Here is a 13803-nt window from a genome sequence, read left to right on the forward strand (position 1 = left end):
TGCGCTGCTGCCGCTTTGCTCTGCACACAAATACGCGACGGTTGCGTATTTGTGTGCAGAGCAAAGGCCGGCTGGTGGCTCACTCCGGGATGTGCTGGGTGCCGATGCGCTTGCGGAAGACCCAGTAGGTCCAGCCCTGGTACAGCACGACGATCGGCGCGAAGACCACCGCCACCCAGGACATGATCTTCAGCGTGTACGGCGTCGACGACGCGTTCGCCACGGTCAGGCTGTTGGCAGCGGCGTCCACCGTGGACGGCAGCACGTTCGGGTAGAGCCCCGCGAACAGCGACGCCACCGCCAGCGCGATCGCCAGCGCGGTGCCCGCGAACGCCCAGCCCTCGCGGCGCCCCTCGGCGTCGGTGCGCGACGGCAGCCGGTTGGCCACCAGCGCCCCGGCCAGGCACAGCACGGCCAGGGCGGACAGCACGAGCGCGGCCGGGGTGGACCGGTGCGCCAGCGTCAGCCCGAGGAACAGCACGGCCAGCACGGCCGCGACCAGCCCGAATCGCTCGGCGAGCCGGTTGGCGCGGGTCCGGATGTCCCCAGCCGTCTTCAGCGCCAGGAAGATCGCCCCGTGGGTGAGGAACAGCGCCGTCGTGGTCAGCCCGCCCAGCAGCGCGTACGGGTTCAGCAGGTCGAACAGTCCGCCGGTGAAGTTGTGCCCGGCGTCCAGCGGCACCCCGCGCACGATGTTGGCGAACGCCACGCCCCAGATGAACGCGGGCACCGCCGAGCCGAACACGATCGCCGCGTCCCAGCGCCGCCGCCAGGCCGCCTCCGGCCGCTTGCCCCGGTAGTCGAACGCGACGCCGCGCAGGATCAGCGCCAGCAGGATCAGCAGCAGGGGCAGGTAGAACCCGGAGAACAGGGTCGCGTACCACTCCGGGAACGCGGCGAACATCGCCCCGCCCGCGGTGATCAGCCACACCTCGTTGCCGTCCCACAGCGGCCCGATGGTGTTGATGACCACGCGCCGCTCGCGGTCGTCCCGGCCCAGCACCGGCACCAGCATGCCCACGCCGAAGTCGAACCCCTCCAGCACGAAGTACCCGACGAACAGGCCTGCGATCAGCAGGAACCACAGTGTCGACAGTTCCATGTCGCCCCTCCTAGTAAGCGAACGCCAGCGGGCGGTCTTCGTCGGACTCGGCTTCCTGCTCCACCGGCGGGCTGACGTCGGGCAGCCCCGCGCGGGCGTACTTGAGCAGCAGCCGCACCTCGATCACGGCGAGCACGCCGTACAGCAGCGTGAACACGGCCAGGGAGGTGACCAGGTAGCCGACGCTGACGTTGGGCGAGTTGGCGGCGGCCGTCTTCATCTCGCCGAAGACGACCCACGGCTGGCGGCCCATCTCGGTGAAGATCCAGCCGGTGGAGTTGGCCACCAGCGGCAGCAGGGGCAGCAGCGGCAGCGCCCGCACCAGCCAGCGCGAGGTGGGGGTACGCCCGCGCCGGGTGGCCCAGAGGATCCACAGCGCGAGCAGCGCGGCGGCCGCACCGAGGCCGATCATGAGCCGGAACGTCCAGTAGGTGAGCGGGATGTTCGGCTTGTACTCGCCGGGACCGTACTTCTGCTCGTACTCGTGCTGCAGGTCGTTGATGCCCTCGACACGGCCGTCGAAGCTGCCGGTGCCGAGGAACGACAGCAGGCCGGGGATCTCCACCGACCACACCGGACGGTCGCCGTCCAGCGTGCCGACGGTGAACACGGAGAACGGGGCGGGCTGCTCGGACTCGTAGAGGGCCTCGGCGGCGGCCATCTTCATCGGCTGCACCTCGGTCATGATCTTGCCCTGGATGTCGCCGGTGAGCAGCATCGCGCCCATCGCGACCAGCGTGGTCCACGCGCCGATCTTCGCCGCGCTGCGGAACGCGGCGGTGTCGGTGCCCGCGCGCCGGACCAGGTGCCACACGGCGACGGCGGCGACCAGGCCGCCCGCGACCAGGAAGCAGCCGGCGATCGTATGCGGCACGGTGATCAGCGCGACCTTGTTGGTGAGCACCGCCACGATGTCGGTCAGCTCGGCCCGGCCCGTCTGCGGGTCGATGCGGTAGCCGACCGGGTTCTGCATCCACGAGTTCGCGGCGAGGATGAAGTACGCGCTGAGCACGGTGCCGACCGCGACGGTCCAGATGCAGGCGAGGTGGATCTTCTTCGGCAGCCGGTCCCAGCCGAAGATCCAGAGCCCGAGGAACGTGGACTCCAGGAAGAACGCGACGAGCGCCTCCATAGCCAGCGGCGCGCCGAACACGTCACCGACGAAGCGCGAGTACTCGCTCCAGTTCATGCCGAACTGGAACTCCTGCACGATGCCCGTGACCAGGCCCATCGCGAAGTTGATGAGGAACAGCTTGCCGAAGAACTTCGTCAGCTTGAGCCACTTCTCGTCGCCGGTGCGCACCCACGCGGTCTGGAATGCGGCGACCAGCCACACCAGGCCGACGGTAAGCGGCACGAAGAGGAAGTGGTAGACGGTGGTGATGCCGAACTGCCAGCGGGCCAGCTCCAGCGCATCCATGCCCGGACTCCTGCCTGTGTGAGGCTACTGGCGTCAGCGTCCTCCCTGGAAAAAGCGTGAACGACGGCGTATGCCACCAATGGGACCTGGGTCACGGGCATAGATCACTGGAACCGATCGGACGTTTCCTGCGACGCGCCGCTATGGAAACCGCGTTTCCATCTTGCTAGCCTGTCGGCACGCGCGCCTGCGGCGCCCCGACGGAGAGCGAGCCGTGATGCACCGACAGCTCAAGGCCCCTGCGGAGAGTCCGGCGCGCGGCGCCGACCCCGAGGTACGGGCCACCGTCGCGGCGATCATCGACGACGTGCGTGCCCGCGGCGACGACGCGGTCCGCGAGCTGTCGGCCCGATTCGACGGCTGGTCGCCCGAACGGTTCCGGCTGGGCCCGGACGAGGTCGAGGCGATCGTGGCGACCGTGCCCGCGCAGGTGCTCGACGACATCCGCACGGTGCAGGCCAACGTACGCCGGTTCGCCGAGCACCAGCGGGCGTCGCTGCGCGACTTCGAGGTCGAGACGGAGCCCGGCGTGCTGCTCGGCCAGCGCAACATCCCGGTCGCGGCGGCGGGCGCGTACGTGCCGGGCGGCCGCTACCCGCTGGTCGCGTCGGCGCACATGACCATCGTCACCGCGAAGACGGCCGGGGTGCCGCGGGTCGCCGCGTGCACGCCGCCGATCCGCGGCCAGGTGCCCGCCGCGACCGTGGCCGCCATGCACCTGGCCGGCGCCGACGAGATCTACCTGCTCGGCGGGGTGCAGGCGGTGGCGGCGCTGGCCCTGGGCACGGCGAGCATCCCGGCCGTGGACATCCTCACCGGGCCGGGCAACGCGTACGTCGCCGAGGCCAAGCGGCAGCTGTTCGGCGAGGTCGGCATCGACCTGCTCGCCGGGCCGACCGAGATCCTGATCATCGCCGACGCGTACGCCGACCCGTTCGTGGTCGCGGTGGACCTGCTCAGCCAGGCCGAGCACGGCCCCGACTCCCCCGCCGTCCTGATCACCACCTCGGTGGACCTGGGAAGGCAGGTGCTCGACCACGTCGCCCGGATCCTGCCCGGCATGCCGACCCGCGACTACGCCGAACCGGCCTGGCGCGACCACGGGCAGGTCATCGTCGTGGACGACCTGGACGCGGCGTACGCGCTGGCCGACGAGTTCGCATTCGAGCACGTGCAGGTGCTGACCCGGCAGCCGCGCGAGGCGCTGGAGCGGATGCGCGACTACGGCGCGCTGTTCCTCGGCGAGGGCACCTGCGTGTCGTACGGCGACAAGGTCATCGGCACCAACCACACGCTGCCCACCCGGCGCGGCGCCCGGTACACGGGTGGGCTGTGGGTGGGCCGCTACCTCAAGACCGTCACCTACCAGGAGGTCGTCGACCCGGCGGCCAGCGTGGCGCTGGGGCGGCTGTGCGGCCGGGCCAGCCGGGTCGAGCTGTTCGAGGGCCACGCCCGCTCCGGCGACGTGCGCGCGGCCAAGTACGCGGGCGACCCGCTGCCGTGGGCCGATGCGCCCGCCGAGGCGGCGCTGTCCGCGCGGGTAGTGGCCGAGGCAGCCCCGTGACCGCCGATCGGGTGGCCGGGCGCACCGCGCTGGTCACCGGGGCGGGCAACGGGCTGGGCCGGGCGATCGCCCACGCGCTGTCGGCGGCCGGGGTCCGGGTGATCCTGGTCGGGCGCACCGCCGCGAAGCTGGAGCAGGTGGCGGGCGAGCTGCGGGACGCGGCGGCCGGGGTCCGCACGGCCGTCTGCGACACGGCTCAGCCCTGCGCGGTGGACGCGCTGCGGGCGGAGCTGTCCGATGAGGACGTGTCCATCCTGGTCAACAACGCCGGCATCGCCGGGCCGGTGCGTGAGCTGGTGGACGTCGAACCGGCCGAGTGGGACGAGGTGTTCGCGGTCAACGTGCGCGGGGTGTACCTGATGTGCCGCGCCTTCCTGCCCGCGATGATCTCCCGCCGGAGCGGGGACGTGATCAACGTCGCGTCGGTGAGCGGCAAGCGGCCGCTGGCCCGGCGCACGCCGTACACCGCCTCGAAGATGGCCGTGCTGGGCCTGACCGTCACGCTGGCGCACGAGGTCGGCGAGCACGGCGTGCTGGTCAACTGCCTGTCGCCGGGGCCGGTGGCCGGGCCGCGGATGGAGCGCAACTTCCGACTGGAGGCCGAGCGCACCGGGGTCAGCTACGAGCAGGCCGAGCAGGCGTTCGTTTCGCGGGCGGCGTTGCAGCGCATGGTGACCGAGGAGGAGGTCGGCGCGGCGGCGCTGGCGATCCTGCGGATGCCCGGAATGACGGGCGCCGACATCGATCTGTCCGGTGGCATGATCGGACGGTGACCCGGGGAGGAAAGCTGTGAACGGAAACGGCTGGCGCGCGGAGCGGGTCCTGGCGGGCGGCATCGCCGCGGGCCTGGTCATGACGGCGCTGATCGGCGTGAGCGGCTGGTGGCTGGCCCGCCCGGACTTCCTGCCCGACACCGGTCCGTCCTGGTACGTCTGGCAGCTGCCCGAGCGATCCACGCTCATCATGGCCGGCGTGTGGGGGCTCTACGCCCTGCACCAGGTCGGCTTCTGGGCGCTCATCTGGTACGGCCGGCAGCGGGTCGGCACGTACACCAAGGGCCTGCACCGGGTGAACGCGTGGGCGCTGGCCTTCAACGGCGTGTTCGTGCTGCTCCACTTCGCCCAGACGCAGCTGTGGTACGACGCGCTCGCCCAGGACGTGTCGATCTGGTCGTCGCAGTTCTCGGTGATCATCCTGCTGGTCTGGGTGCTGCTGATGGAGAGCGATCGGCGCGGGCTGTTCTTCGGGCGGACCGTGCCCACGCCGGGCGGCGCGGGGGTCCGCGCGTGGGCGCGCAAGTACCACGGCTACTACTTCGCCTGGGCCGCGGTCTACACGTTCTGGTACCACCCGATGGAGACCACGGCCGGGCACCTGGTCGGCTTCCTGTACATGTTCCTGATCCTGCTGCAGGGCAGCCTGTTCCTGACCCGGGCGCACGTGAACCGGTGGTGGACGGTAACCCTGGAGCTGGCGGTGCTGTTCCACGGCGCGATCGTGGCGCTGAACAGCCCGAAGCAGCTGTGGTTCCAGTTCGGCTGGGGTTTCGCCACCATCTTCGTGATCACCCAGATGCACGGCCTGGGCCTGCCCCGCTGGGCGAAGTGGCTGATCGGCTCGGCGTACGTCGTCTCGGCCGGCGTCGTCGTCTCGCTGATCGGCCCGCACAAGCTCGCCGAGCTGCCGCGCGTGCCCGCCGCCGAGTACGTCGGCGTCTTCATCCTCGCCGCCTTCTTCGCCCTCGCCCTCTGGATCGCCCGCCGCCTCCGCCCCACCCCGTCGGGGGCGGGGCCGAAGGCGGAGGTCAGCGGCTCTGCGCCAGGTATGGGGCCAGGCGGTCGAGGGTGAAGTTCCAGCCGTGCCGGATGCCGAGGTCGAGCCAGCCCTTGACGTCCTCATCGCTGAGGTGGTCGGGGAAGTCGACCCGCAGGCTCATCTCGGTGGCGCTGCCGTCCGCCGCGAAGTCGAGGGTGACCAGCGGGTTGTCCTCCAGCCGGGCCGGGTCCAGCGCGGGCCAGCCGTCAACCGCGCCCCAGGCGAAGACCAGCCGTCGCGACGGGACGATCTCGCGGTAGACGCCGCCCGTGACGTACGCCTTCCGCTCGTTCTCGATCATGTGCAGCCGCCACTGGCCGCCGACCCGCAGGTCCACGGTGGTGGGCAGGGCGGGCGGGGGCGCGGTCGGGTTGGCGAACCACTGCACCAGGTGCTCGGGCTCCGTCCAGGCCCGGAAGACGACCTCCGGAGGCGCGTCGAGGCGGCGCACGACGGTGAAGGTGCGCAGGGTGCCGGTGTGGGTGGTCATCGTTGCTCCTCGGGTTCGGTCGGCAGCATGGTCTTGAGGTGCTCGGCAAGGCGGTCGAGGCGCTCGGTGAAGAAGGTCCGGTAGGGCGCCATCCAGTCGTCGACCTCGCGCAGCGGCGCCGGTTCCAGCCGGCACGGCCGCCACTGCGCGTCGCGGCCTTTCACCACGAGGCCGGCCCGCTCCAGGACCTTCAGGTGCCGGGAGATCGCGGGCAGGCTCATCGCGTGCGGCGCCGCCAGCTCGTTCACGGTGGCCTCGCCCTGCGCGAGCCGGGCCAGGATGGCCCGCCGGGTCGGGTCGGCCAGCGCCGCGAACGTGACGCTCAGCTGATCGTCGATCATGCACTTAGCCGATCTGTTAATTAGCGGATGTGTTAAATAAACCATCCGGGCGGCGGGCCGTCAAGCCCTCCCCCGGTTTCCGCGCCTCCACCACCGGGTACGACCTCCCGACACCGGAGGGGGAGACATGTCCGAGCTTGCAGAACGTCCACTGGCCGCGGTCACCGGTGCCTCCAGCGGCATCGGCCTCGCGCTGGCCCGCCAGTTCGCGCGGCACGGCTACGACCTGGTGATCGTCGCCGACGATCCGGCCATCACGGCGGCAGCGGCCGAGCTGCGCGACGACGGCGCCTCGGTGCGCGCCGCCCAGCTGGACCTGACCTCGTACGACGCCGTCGAGCGCTTCTACGACCTCATCGTCGACGAGGGCCGGCCGTTGGAGGCGCTCGCCATCAACGCGGGCATCGGGGTGGGCGGCGCGTTCGTCGACAACGACCTGGCCGCCGAGATGCGGCTGATCGACCTGAACGTGGCCTCCGCCGTGCACCTGGCGCACCGCGCACTGGGTGACATGGCGCGGCAGGGACACGGTCGCGTACTGTTCACGTCGTCCATCGCCGCGACCATGCCCGGCCCGTACTTCGCCACGTACGCCGCCTCGAAGGCGTTCCTCCACTCCTTCGCCGAGGCGCTGCGCGCGGAGGTCGAGGACAGCGGCGTCCACGTGACGGCACTGCTGCCCGGACCCACGGACACCCCGTTCTTCGAGCGCGCGGGGATGCAGGACACCAAGGTCGCCACCGGCCCGAAGGACGATCCTGACGACGTGGCCCGGGAGGCGTACGACGCGCTCATGGCCGGGGAGGACCAGGTGGTGGCGGGCTCGTTCCGCAACAGGCTGCAGACCACGGCGGCCCGGGTGCTGCCGGAGAAGGTCAAGGCGCACCTGCACGGCCGGCAGACCGAGCCCGGCTCCGGCGACTGAGGAACCTCGAGGGCCGCGCGCAGATGACGAAGCAGGAGCTGCAGGACGCGCTGAAGTCGGCGGGCTGAGCGCCGCCACCCGCGCCGGCCAGGCGTCGATCCCGGCCGGCGCGGGTACGGCTGTCTCGTGAACGCGACAGCGACCGCGCCGGACCGGCTCACCGCGTACCGGCGGAAACGGGATTTCGAGCGCACGCCGGAGCCGGCCGGGCAGCCCGGGCCGGCGGCGGGCGACGGTTCCCGCGCCTTCGTGGTGCAGCGTCACCGCGCCCGCCGCACCCACTACGACTTCCGGCTGGAGATCGACGGGGTGCTGGTCAGCTGGGCGGTGCCGAAAGGCCCGACGCTGGATCCGGAGGTACGCCGGATCGCCGTCCACGTCGAGGACCACCCGCTGGAGTACTTCGACTTCGAGGGCGTCATCCCCGCCGGCCAGTACGGCGCCGGAGACGTGATCGTCTGGGACGCGGGCACCTGGCAGCCGGGACCCGGCAAGGGCGGCGAGACCGATCCGGGCCGCGCCGTACGCGCGGGCGAGCTGCACCTGGACCTGTTCGGGCAGAAGCTGCGCGGCAGGTTCGTGCTGGTGCGCACCGGCCCGGCGGGCTCGGGCAAGGAGGACTGGCTGCTGCTGCACAAGCACGACGAGTTCGCGGTGCCCGGCTGGAGCGCCGAGGAGCATCCGCGCTCGGTGCTGTCCGGCCGCACCAACGACGACGTCAAGGCGGACCCGGACCGGTTGTGGCGCTCCGGCGCGCCGGCCGCGCGGGCCGCCGTGACCCTGCGGGCCCGCGAGGTGCGGCCCGACGAGCTGGCCGGCCTGGACGCGCTGCCCCCGGGTGGCGGCAGGTGGCATGTGTTCGGCCGGGACCTGCGGGTGACGAACCTCGACAAGATCCTGTTCCCGGGCCGCCCCGGTGAGGACGACCCGGTCAGCAAGCGCGACCTGCTGCGATATACCGCGCAGATCGCGCCGACCGCGCTGCCCTACCTGCTCCGGCGCGCCCTGAACCTGCACCGCTACCCCAACGGCGCGCAGAGCAAGGGCTTCTGGCACAAGCAGCTGCCCGAACACGCGCCGGAGTGGCTGCCCCGCTGGGAGAACCCGGACGCGGATCCGGGCGAGACGACCACCTACCTGGTCGTGGACGAGCCTGCCGCGCTGCTGTGGGCGGCGAACTTCGGCGCGCTCGAGTGGCACCCGTGGACGTCCCTGGTCGAGCACCCGCAGCTGCCGACGTACGCGCTGGTCGACCTCGACCCCGGTGAGCGCACCGGCTGGGACGACCTGCTGGTGCTGGCGCGGCTGCACCGCACCGCGTTCGAGCACCTGGGGGTCACCGCGCGGGCCAAGGTGACCGGCCGCCGCGGCATCCAGATCTGGGTGCCGATCGCCGCCGGCCCGGACTTCGACGACACGCGCGCCTGGGTGGAGCGGCTCTCGCGCACGGTGGGCGCGGTCGTGCCGGAGCTGGTCAGCTGGAAGTGGCAGAAGGCGCAGCGGGGCGGCCTGGCCCGGCTCGACTACACGCAGAACGCGATCAACAAGACGCTGGTCGGCCCGTACAGTCCCCGTCCGGCGCCCGGCGCACCCGTGTCGGCGCCGATCGCGTGGGAGGAGCTGGACGATCCGGCGCTGCGCCCGGACGGCTTCACCATCCGCACCATGCCGCAGCGGGTGGCCGAGCACGGCGACCTGTTCCACGACGTGCTCGACCACCCGCAGCAACTGCCTGCGCTCGGCTAGATGGCGCCGCCACTCCGCGGCGTCGTGCCGGTCTCCTCCCGTACGGTCGAGGCCGCGTCGCCCGCGCTGGCCTTCACCGACTCGACCGCCTGCTGCACCGGCTCGCGCAGGTGCTCCTTGACCTCGCCGGCCACCTCCGTGGCCTGCGCCTTGATGTCCTCGGCGTGCTCGGACAGGGTGTCCTTGAGCTGGCCCGCGATGCGCTGCTCGGGCTCGCTCGCCGGGATCAGCGACGAGATCAGCACCCCGGCGCCGAACGCGATGAGCCCGGCCGCCAGCGGGCTGCCCTGGGTCTGGGACAGCACCTTCTGCTGGGCGGCGCCCGCGGCGTCGCCGACCGAACCGGCCGCCGAAGACGCGCGCTCGGCCAGCGCCGACGCCGGGCCGCTGCTCGCCTCGATCGGGTGCTGCACGGTGCCCATGATCTTCTCGCGGACCGAGCGCGCCGCGCCGCGCACCCTGTCCACCCGCCGGCCGACGACCCGGGACGGGCTGACCCGGTCGGTCAGCGCGTCCACGTCGGTGCGCAGGTCCTCACGGGTGCGCTCGATGTCGCGGCGGATCTGCTGCGTGTCGGTGCTCATGTCGTCTTCCTCTCCTCCTCCGGATGCCCGCGCAGCGCGGAGGGCATCTGCTTGACCGTCTCCGCCGTCTGCGGCATCGGCCGCAGCTCGCGCAGGCGCGCGCGGCCGGTCGTGTACAGCACGGCCGCGGCGATGCCCCACAGGACGGCGACCAGCACGGCCGCCCAGCCCGGGTCCATCACGGCCGACAGCAGCCGCCACAGCGCCAGCGAGACGAACAGCAGCATCAGGTTCGCCGCGACCGCCGCGCCGCCGAACATGCCGGCCGCCTTGCCCGCCTTGGCCGTCTCCTGGCGCAGCTCCGCCTTGGCCAGTTCCAACTCCTGCCGCATCAGCGTGGACAGGTCAGTGCTGATCTCGCCGAGCAGCTCGCCGATCGACTGCTGCGACGTCCCGCCCCCGCCGTCGGGGGTCAGGTCCGTGCGCAGCGGTTCCGTCCTCATCGCGGCACCTCGCTCTCCCGCTCGTAGCGGCCCGCGCCGCCCGAGTACGCGAGCTCGTCCGGCGTCACATGCCCCGTGGTGGCGCCGATCCCGGTGGTGGTGGCGCCCGGCATGCCGGTGCCCGCGCCGATCGGCGTGGCCGGTGCGGGCAGGTGCACGTCGCGGTGCCCGTTGCCGCCCGCCGCGACGATGCCGCGGGTCAGCCGGCCCACGACCAGGCCCGCCGCGAGTGCCCCGAGCAGGAACGTGCCCGGGTGCCGGCGCGCGTAGTCGCGTACCTCGTCGAGCAGCTGGCCGGGCTCGCGGTGCTCCAGCCAGTCCGCGGCGCGGTGGGCCCTGCTGGAGATCTCCTGCATCAGGTCGCCCGCCATCCGGTCGGATCCGTTGCCGGTGCGCATCGACGAGAGATCGTCGGCGAGCGTGCGCAGCCCCGATGCCACGCGTTCCTGCTGCGTGGCGGCCTGCCCGCGCAGCTCCTCGGTGGCCGAGCCGGCCAGGTTGCGCATCTGGCTGCCGGTCTCCTGGGCGACCTGCTTGGCCTGCTCCGTCGCCGACTTGGCGACCTCCTTGGCCTGCTCTCCGGTGGCCGTCTGGCTCCCGGAGGTGTGTTGCGGGTCGTACGTGCCGGTCGTCATGGCGGGCTCGTCGTCGAACGGCGGCTGCGCCGTGAAGCCGGTCGTGCCCTGGTCTATGCCGCTGCCGGGCCGGCCGGGGTCGGTCGTGCCCTGGTATTGCTGGGTCATCGTGTTCCCCCTCCACACGGTGGAAGCGATCGCCGATCAGCTCCGATCAAGGCCCTGGTACGGCTCGCGACGCTCCTCCCAATTCGCCCCAAGTTCCCCGGCAGTGGCCGCCGAAACCCTGTTTCCGCTGGTGATAGTGCCTTTTTGGCGTTTGTGGCCGCCCGGCGGCGGGAATGCACGGCACGTCCTCACAGCCGTGAGCGATCGACGAACGGGGTGTGCCATGAGCGAGCAGCCGATCGACGAGATCAGCGAGCAGGAGGCGGCCGAGGCCGACGAGGTCACCGAGGCCGAGCCGGGGCAGGACGAGGAGATGACCGAGGAGGAGGCGCTCGAGGCGACCAAGGAGGCCCTCGGCGAGAGCAGCTAGCCCCCCGGCAGGCGCACCCCGCCCACGTGGACGTGGGCGGGGTGCCGGTCGCGGGCGGTCAGGCGGCGATGCCGGCGACCGGGCGGTCGTAGTGGCGGTGGGCGATGATCGCCTCGGTGACCTCGGCGAAGAAGGCGGCGTCGGGTGCCGCGTCCGGGGCCAGGAACACCACACCGTCCAGCGCGGCCGCGATCGGCTTGCTGGGCACGTCGCCGGTCCGGTCGGAGACCTCGTACACCGGCAGCCGGGCCGCCTGGACCAGCCGATCGCCGACGCCGAGCACGATCAGCGGCTTGGCGTGCTTGTAGGCCTCGGCGACGAAGTGCACCGCGACCCCGTCCGCGACCAGCACGTCGACCGCCGCGTCACCGCCGCCGACCGCGACCGCGTCGTACAGCACGGACGCCACCGTGTTCATCGCCTTGTCCACCGGCAGCACGCCGCCGGAGGCGGTGGTCACCGCGCCGTCGACCGGGGCCAGCACGTCCACCAAGGCCTCCTCGGCCAGCAGCCGCTCGCGCAGCGCCGCGACGCCGATGTCGTCGACCCCGTCGGCGACCAGGATCGCGACCTTGCGGCCGCGTACGCCGGTGCTGCCCGGCATGGTGGTCTGGCTCAGCGCGGGCGAGATGCGGCCGTGGTTGGGCGGGCCCGGCTCCCGGACCGCCACCCCGATGCCGGCGGCGACGGTGACGGCGAGTGTGTGGTCGATCTGGTTGAGGTGCTCGACCATGCGCTCGCGGATGTGCATCGGCGCGACCTTGCCCAGCTCGAACTGGTACGCCGCGGCGATGTGCTCCTTCTCCCAGGCGCTCATGCTGTTCCAGAACAGGGTCGCCTGGCTGTAGTGGTCGGCGAAGGTCTCCGAGCGCTTGCGGCCCTTGTGCCCGTCGACCTGCTCGCGGAAGTGCACGTAGGTGTTCTGGTCAGGCGCGGTCAGGCCCGCGCCGGGCACGAACGGGCAGCCGCCGCCCAGCGAGTTCGGGTGGTAGTTGGCCTGCCCGAGCGGGATGTCGTCCTGGTGGAAGCCGTCCTGCTGGTGGTTGCGCACCGGCGCGACCGGCCGGTTGATCGGGATCTGCGGGAAGTTCGGCCCGCCGAGCCGGGTCAGCTGCGTGTCCAGGTACGAGAACAGCCGGGCGTGCAGCAGCGGGTCGTCGGTGAAGTCGATGCCGGGCACCACGTTGCCGATGCAGAACGCGACCTGCTCGGTCTCGGCGAAGAAGTTGTCCGGGTTGCGGTCGAGCACCATGCGCCCCACGGGCGTGACCGGCACCCGCTCCTCCGGGACGATCTTCGTGGAGTCGAGCAGGTCGATGTCGTCGAAGGCGAACTCGTCGCTCTCGGCGATCAGCTGCAGGCCCAGCTCGTACTCCGGGAACACGCCGCCCTCGATGGACTCCCACAGGTCGCGGCGGTTGAAGTCGGGGTCCTTGCCGGAGATCTTCTGCGCCTCGTCCCACACCAGCGAGTGCGTCCCGGCCACCGGCGTCCAGTGGAACTTCACGAACGTCGACCGGCCCTCGGCGTTGACCAGCCGGAACGTGTGCACCCCGAACCCCTGCATGGTGCGGTAGCTGCGCGGGATGGCCCGGTCGGACATCAGCCAGATCAGGTGGTGCATGGTCTCCGGCTGCAGCGTCACGAAGTCCCAGAACGTGTCGTGCGCGGAGGCCGCCTGCGGCATCTCGTGGTGCGGCTCGGGCTTGAGCGCGTGCACCAGATCGGGGAACTTGATCCCGTCCTGGATGAAGAAGACCGGCATGTTGTTGCCGACCAGGTCGAAGTTGCCCTGCTCGGTGTAGAACTTGGTGGCGAAGCCGCGCACGTCGCGCGGCGTGTCGGTGGACCCGCGCGAGCCCTGCACCGTGGAGAACCGCACGAACACCGGCGTACGCGTGTCCGGGTCGGTCAGGAACGGCGCCACCGTGTACTGCGCCAGCGCGGCGTCGTACGGCTGGAAGTAGCCGTGCGCCGCCGAGCCGCGCGCGTGCACCACCCGCTCGGGTATGCGCTCATGGTCGAAGCGCATGATCTTCTCGCGCAGGTGGAAGTCCTCCAGCAGGCTGGGCCCGCGCGGCCCCGCCCGCAGCGTGTTGTCGGTGTCGTCGACGCCGATGCCCTGGTCGGTGGTCAGCGCCGTGCCGGTCTTGTCGACCCGGGCCAGGTCCAGCTGCAGCTGCTTGTCGTCCAGTTCGATGTCGATTTCCTCGTCGGTGCTCATGATGTCTCTCCCCCGCTGTGCGCACGTGGCCTGGGG

The 13803-nt window shown here is 71.7% G+C and carries 14 protein-coding genes; 6 read left to right on the forward strand and 8 right to left on the reverse strand.

The genetic code is table 11. From position 1 onward, the window contains the following. Positions 1 to 79: 79 nt before the first annotated feature. Together cydB and CS0771_RS31310 are read right to left on the reverse strand one after the other, a co-directional pair. Positions 80 to 1102 carry a cytochrome d ubiquinol oxidase subunit II gene (gene cydB, locus CS0771_RS31305; RefSeq protein WP_212844354.1) on the reverse strand — a complete coding sequence of 341 codons (1023 nt, stop codon included), beginning with the start codon at positions 1100 to 1102 and terminating at the stop codon, positions 80 to 82. 10 nt (positions 1103 to 1112) lie between these two features. Further along, the gene (locus tag CS0771_RS31310) at positions 1113 to 2522 is read right to left on the reverse strand and encodes a cytochrome ubiquinol oxidase subunit I (RefSeq protein ID WP_212844355.1); all 1410 of its coding nucleotides are present in this window, start codon (positions 2520 to 2522) and stop codon (positions 1113 to 1115) included. Positions 2523 to 2739: 217 nt separating this feature from the next. Here CS0771_RS31310 and hisD point away from each other — a divergent pair, with 217 nt between their 5' ends. Genes hisD through CS0771_RS31325 form a run of 3 tightly spaced genes read left to right on the forward strand, consistent with a single transcriptional unit; the run spans position 2740 to position 5934 of the window. After that, the gene (hisD, locus tag CS0771_RS31315; protein WP_244871426.1) at positions 2740 to 4086 is read left to right on the forward strand and encodes a histidinol dehydrogenase; all 1347 of its coding nucleotides are present in this window, start codon (positions 2740 to 2742) and stop codon (positions 4084 to 4086) included. Continuing rightward, entirely contained in the window at positions 4083 to 4859 is a 777-nt protein-coding gene (locus CS0771_RS31320) for an SDR family NAD(P)-dependent oxidoreductase (RefSeq protein WP_212844357.1), read from the forward strand. The genes hisD and CS0771_RS31320 overlap by 4 nt, the downstream gene beginning before the upstream one ends. Positions 4860 to 4875: 16 nt before the next feature. Then, entirely contained in the window at positions 4876 to 5934 is a 1059-nt protein-coding gene (locus tag CS0771_RS31325; RefSeq protein ID WP_212844358.1) for a hypothetical protein, read from the forward strand. Here CS0771_RS31325 and CS0771_RS31330 read toward each other — a convergent pair. Together CS0771_RS31330 and CS0771_RS31335 are read right to left on the reverse strand one after the other, a co-directional pair. Continuing rightward, positions 5891 to 6391: an SRPBCC domain-containing protein gene (locus CS0771_RS31330; protein ID WP_212844359.1), complete on the reverse strand. Its 501-nt coding sequence runs from the start codon at positions 6389 to 6391 to the stop codon at positions 5891 to 5893. The two genes, CS0771_RS31325 and CS0771_RS31330, sit on opposite strands and share 44 nt — an antisense overlap. Next, on the reverse strand, positions 6388 to 6732 hold the full coding sequence (locus CS0771_RS31335) for a helix-turn-helix transcriptional regulator (RefSeq protein ID WP_212844360.1): 345 nt from the start codon (positions 6730 to 6732) through the stop codon (positions 6388 to 6390). The genes CS0771_RS31330 and CS0771_RS31335 overlap by 4 nt, the downstream gene beginning before the upstream one ends. A gap of 127 nt (positions 6733 to 6859) precedes the next feature. On the opposite strand from CS0771_RS31335, the gene CS0771_RS31340 reads away from it, so the two are divergent. Next, the gene (locus tag CS0771_RS31340; protein ID WP_212844361.1) at positions 6860 to 7657 is read left to right on the forward strand and encodes an SDR family oxidoreductase; all 798 of its coding nucleotides are present in this window, start codon (positions 6860 to 6862) and stop codon (positions 7655 to 7657) included. A 126-nt stretch (positions 7658 to 7783) separates the two neighbouring features. Continuing rightward, positions 7784 to 9403 (forward strand): DNA polymerase ligase N-terminal domain-containing protein, encoded by a 1620-nt coding sequence (locus tag CS0771_RS31345; RefSeq protein ID WP_212844362.1) that lies wholly within the window; start codon positions 7784 to 7786, stop codon positions 9401 to 9403. Here CS0771_RS31345 and CS0771_RS31350 read toward each other — a convergent pair. Genes CS0771_RS31350 through CS0771_RS31360 form a run of 3 tightly spaced genes read right to left on the reverse strand, consistent with a single transcriptional unit; the run spans position 9400 to position 11173 of the window. Next, the gene (locus tag CS0771_RS31350) at positions 9400 to 9987 is read right to left on the reverse strand and encodes a DUF3618 domain-containing protein (RefSeq protein ID WP_244871145.1); all 588 of its coding nucleotides are present in this window, start codon (positions 9985 to 9987) and stop codon (positions 9400 to 9402) included. The genes CS0771_RS31345 and CS0771_RS31350 overlap by 4 nt on opposite strands. Continuing rightward, complete coding sequence (locus tag CS0771_RS31355; protein ID WP_212844363.1) at positions 9984 to 10430, reverse strand: phage holin family protein; 447 nt, start codon at positions 10428 to 10430, stop codon at positions 9984 to 9986. The genes CS0771_RS31350 and CS0771_RS31355 overlap by 4 nt, the downstream gene beginning before the upstream one ends. Continuing rightward, on the reverse strand, positions 10427 to 11173 hold the full coding sequence (locus tag CS0771_RS31360) for a hypothetical protein (RefSeq protein WP_212844364.1): 747 nt from the start codon (positions 11171 to 11173) through the stop codon (positions 10427 to 10429). The genes CS0771_RS31355 and CS0771_RS31360 overlap by 4 nt, the downstream gene beginning before the upstream one ends. Before the next feature lie 223 nt (positions 11174 to 11396). Here CS0771_RS31360 and CS0771_RS31365 point away from each other — a divergent pair, with 223 nt between their 5' ends. Next, positions 11397 to 11543: a hypothetical protein gene (locus CS0771_RS31365; RefSeq protein ID WP_212844365.1), complete on the forward strand. Its 147-nt coding sequence runs from the start codon at positions 11397 to 11399 to the stop codon at positions 11541 to 11543. A 58-nt stretch (positions 11544 to 11601) separates the two neighbouring features. Here the strand turns inward: CS0771_RS31365 and CS0771_RS31370 are convergent, their stop codons facing one another. Continuing rightward, positions 11602 to 13767, reverse strand: coding sequence for a catalase (locus tag CS0771_RS31370; protein WP_212844366.1), 2166 nt, complete (start codon positions 13765 to 13767; stop codon positions 11602 to 11604). Between the last annotated feature and the right edge of the window lie 36 nt (positions 13768 to 13803).

This window comes from Catellatospora sp. IY07-71, from assembly GCF_018326265.1.
Lineage (GTDB): Bacteria > Actinomycetota > Actinomycetes > Mycobacteriales > Micromonosporaceae > Catellatospora.

Bases quoted from the DNA above. Each gene is read 5' to 3' on its own strand.
- cydB (WP_212844354.1), bottom strand. From the start codon at position 1,102: ATGGAACTGTCGACACTGTGGTTCCTGCTGATCGCAGGCCTGTTCGTC.
- CS0771_RS31310 (WP_212844355.1), bottom strand. From the start codon at position 2,522: ATGGATGCGCTGGAGCTGGCCCGCTGGCAGTTCGGCATCACCACCGTC.
- hisD (WP_244871426.1), top strand. From the start codon at position 2,740: ATGCACCGACAGCTCAAGGCCCCTGCGGAGAGTCCGGCGCGCGGCGCC.
- CS0771_RS31330 (WP_212844359.1), bottom strand. From the start codon at position 6,391: ATGACCACCCACACCGGCACCCTGCGCACCTTCACCGTCGTGCGCCGC.
- CS0771_RS31335 (WP_212844360.1), bottom strand. From the start codon at position 6,732: ATGATCGACGATCAGCTGAGCGTCACGTTCGCGGCGCTGGCCGACCCG.
- CS0771_RS31340 (WP_212844361.1), top strand. From the start codon at position 6,860: ATGTCCGAGCTTGCAGAACGTCCACTGGCCGCGGTCACCGGTGCCTCC.
- CS0771_RS31350 (WP_244871145.1), bottom strand. From the start codon at position 9,987: ATGAGCACCGACACGCAGCAGATCCGCCGCGACATCGAGCGCACCCGT.
- CS0771_RS31355 (WP_212844363.1), bottom strand. From the start codon at position 10,430: ATGAGGACGGAACCGCTGCGCACGGACCTGACCCCCGACGGCGGGGGC.
- CS0771_RS31360 (WP_212844364.1), bottom strand. From the start codon at position 11,173: ATGACCCAGCAATACCAGGGCACGACCGACCCCGGCCGGCCCGGCAGC.
- CS0771_RS31365 (WP_212844365.1), top strand. From the start codon at position 11,397: ATGAGCGAGCAGCCGATCGACGAGATCAGCGAGCAGGAGGCGGCCGAG.
- CS0771_RS31370 (WP_212844366.1), bottom strand. From the start codon at position 13,767: ATGAGCACCGACGAGGAAATCGACATCGAACTGGACGACAAGCAGCTG.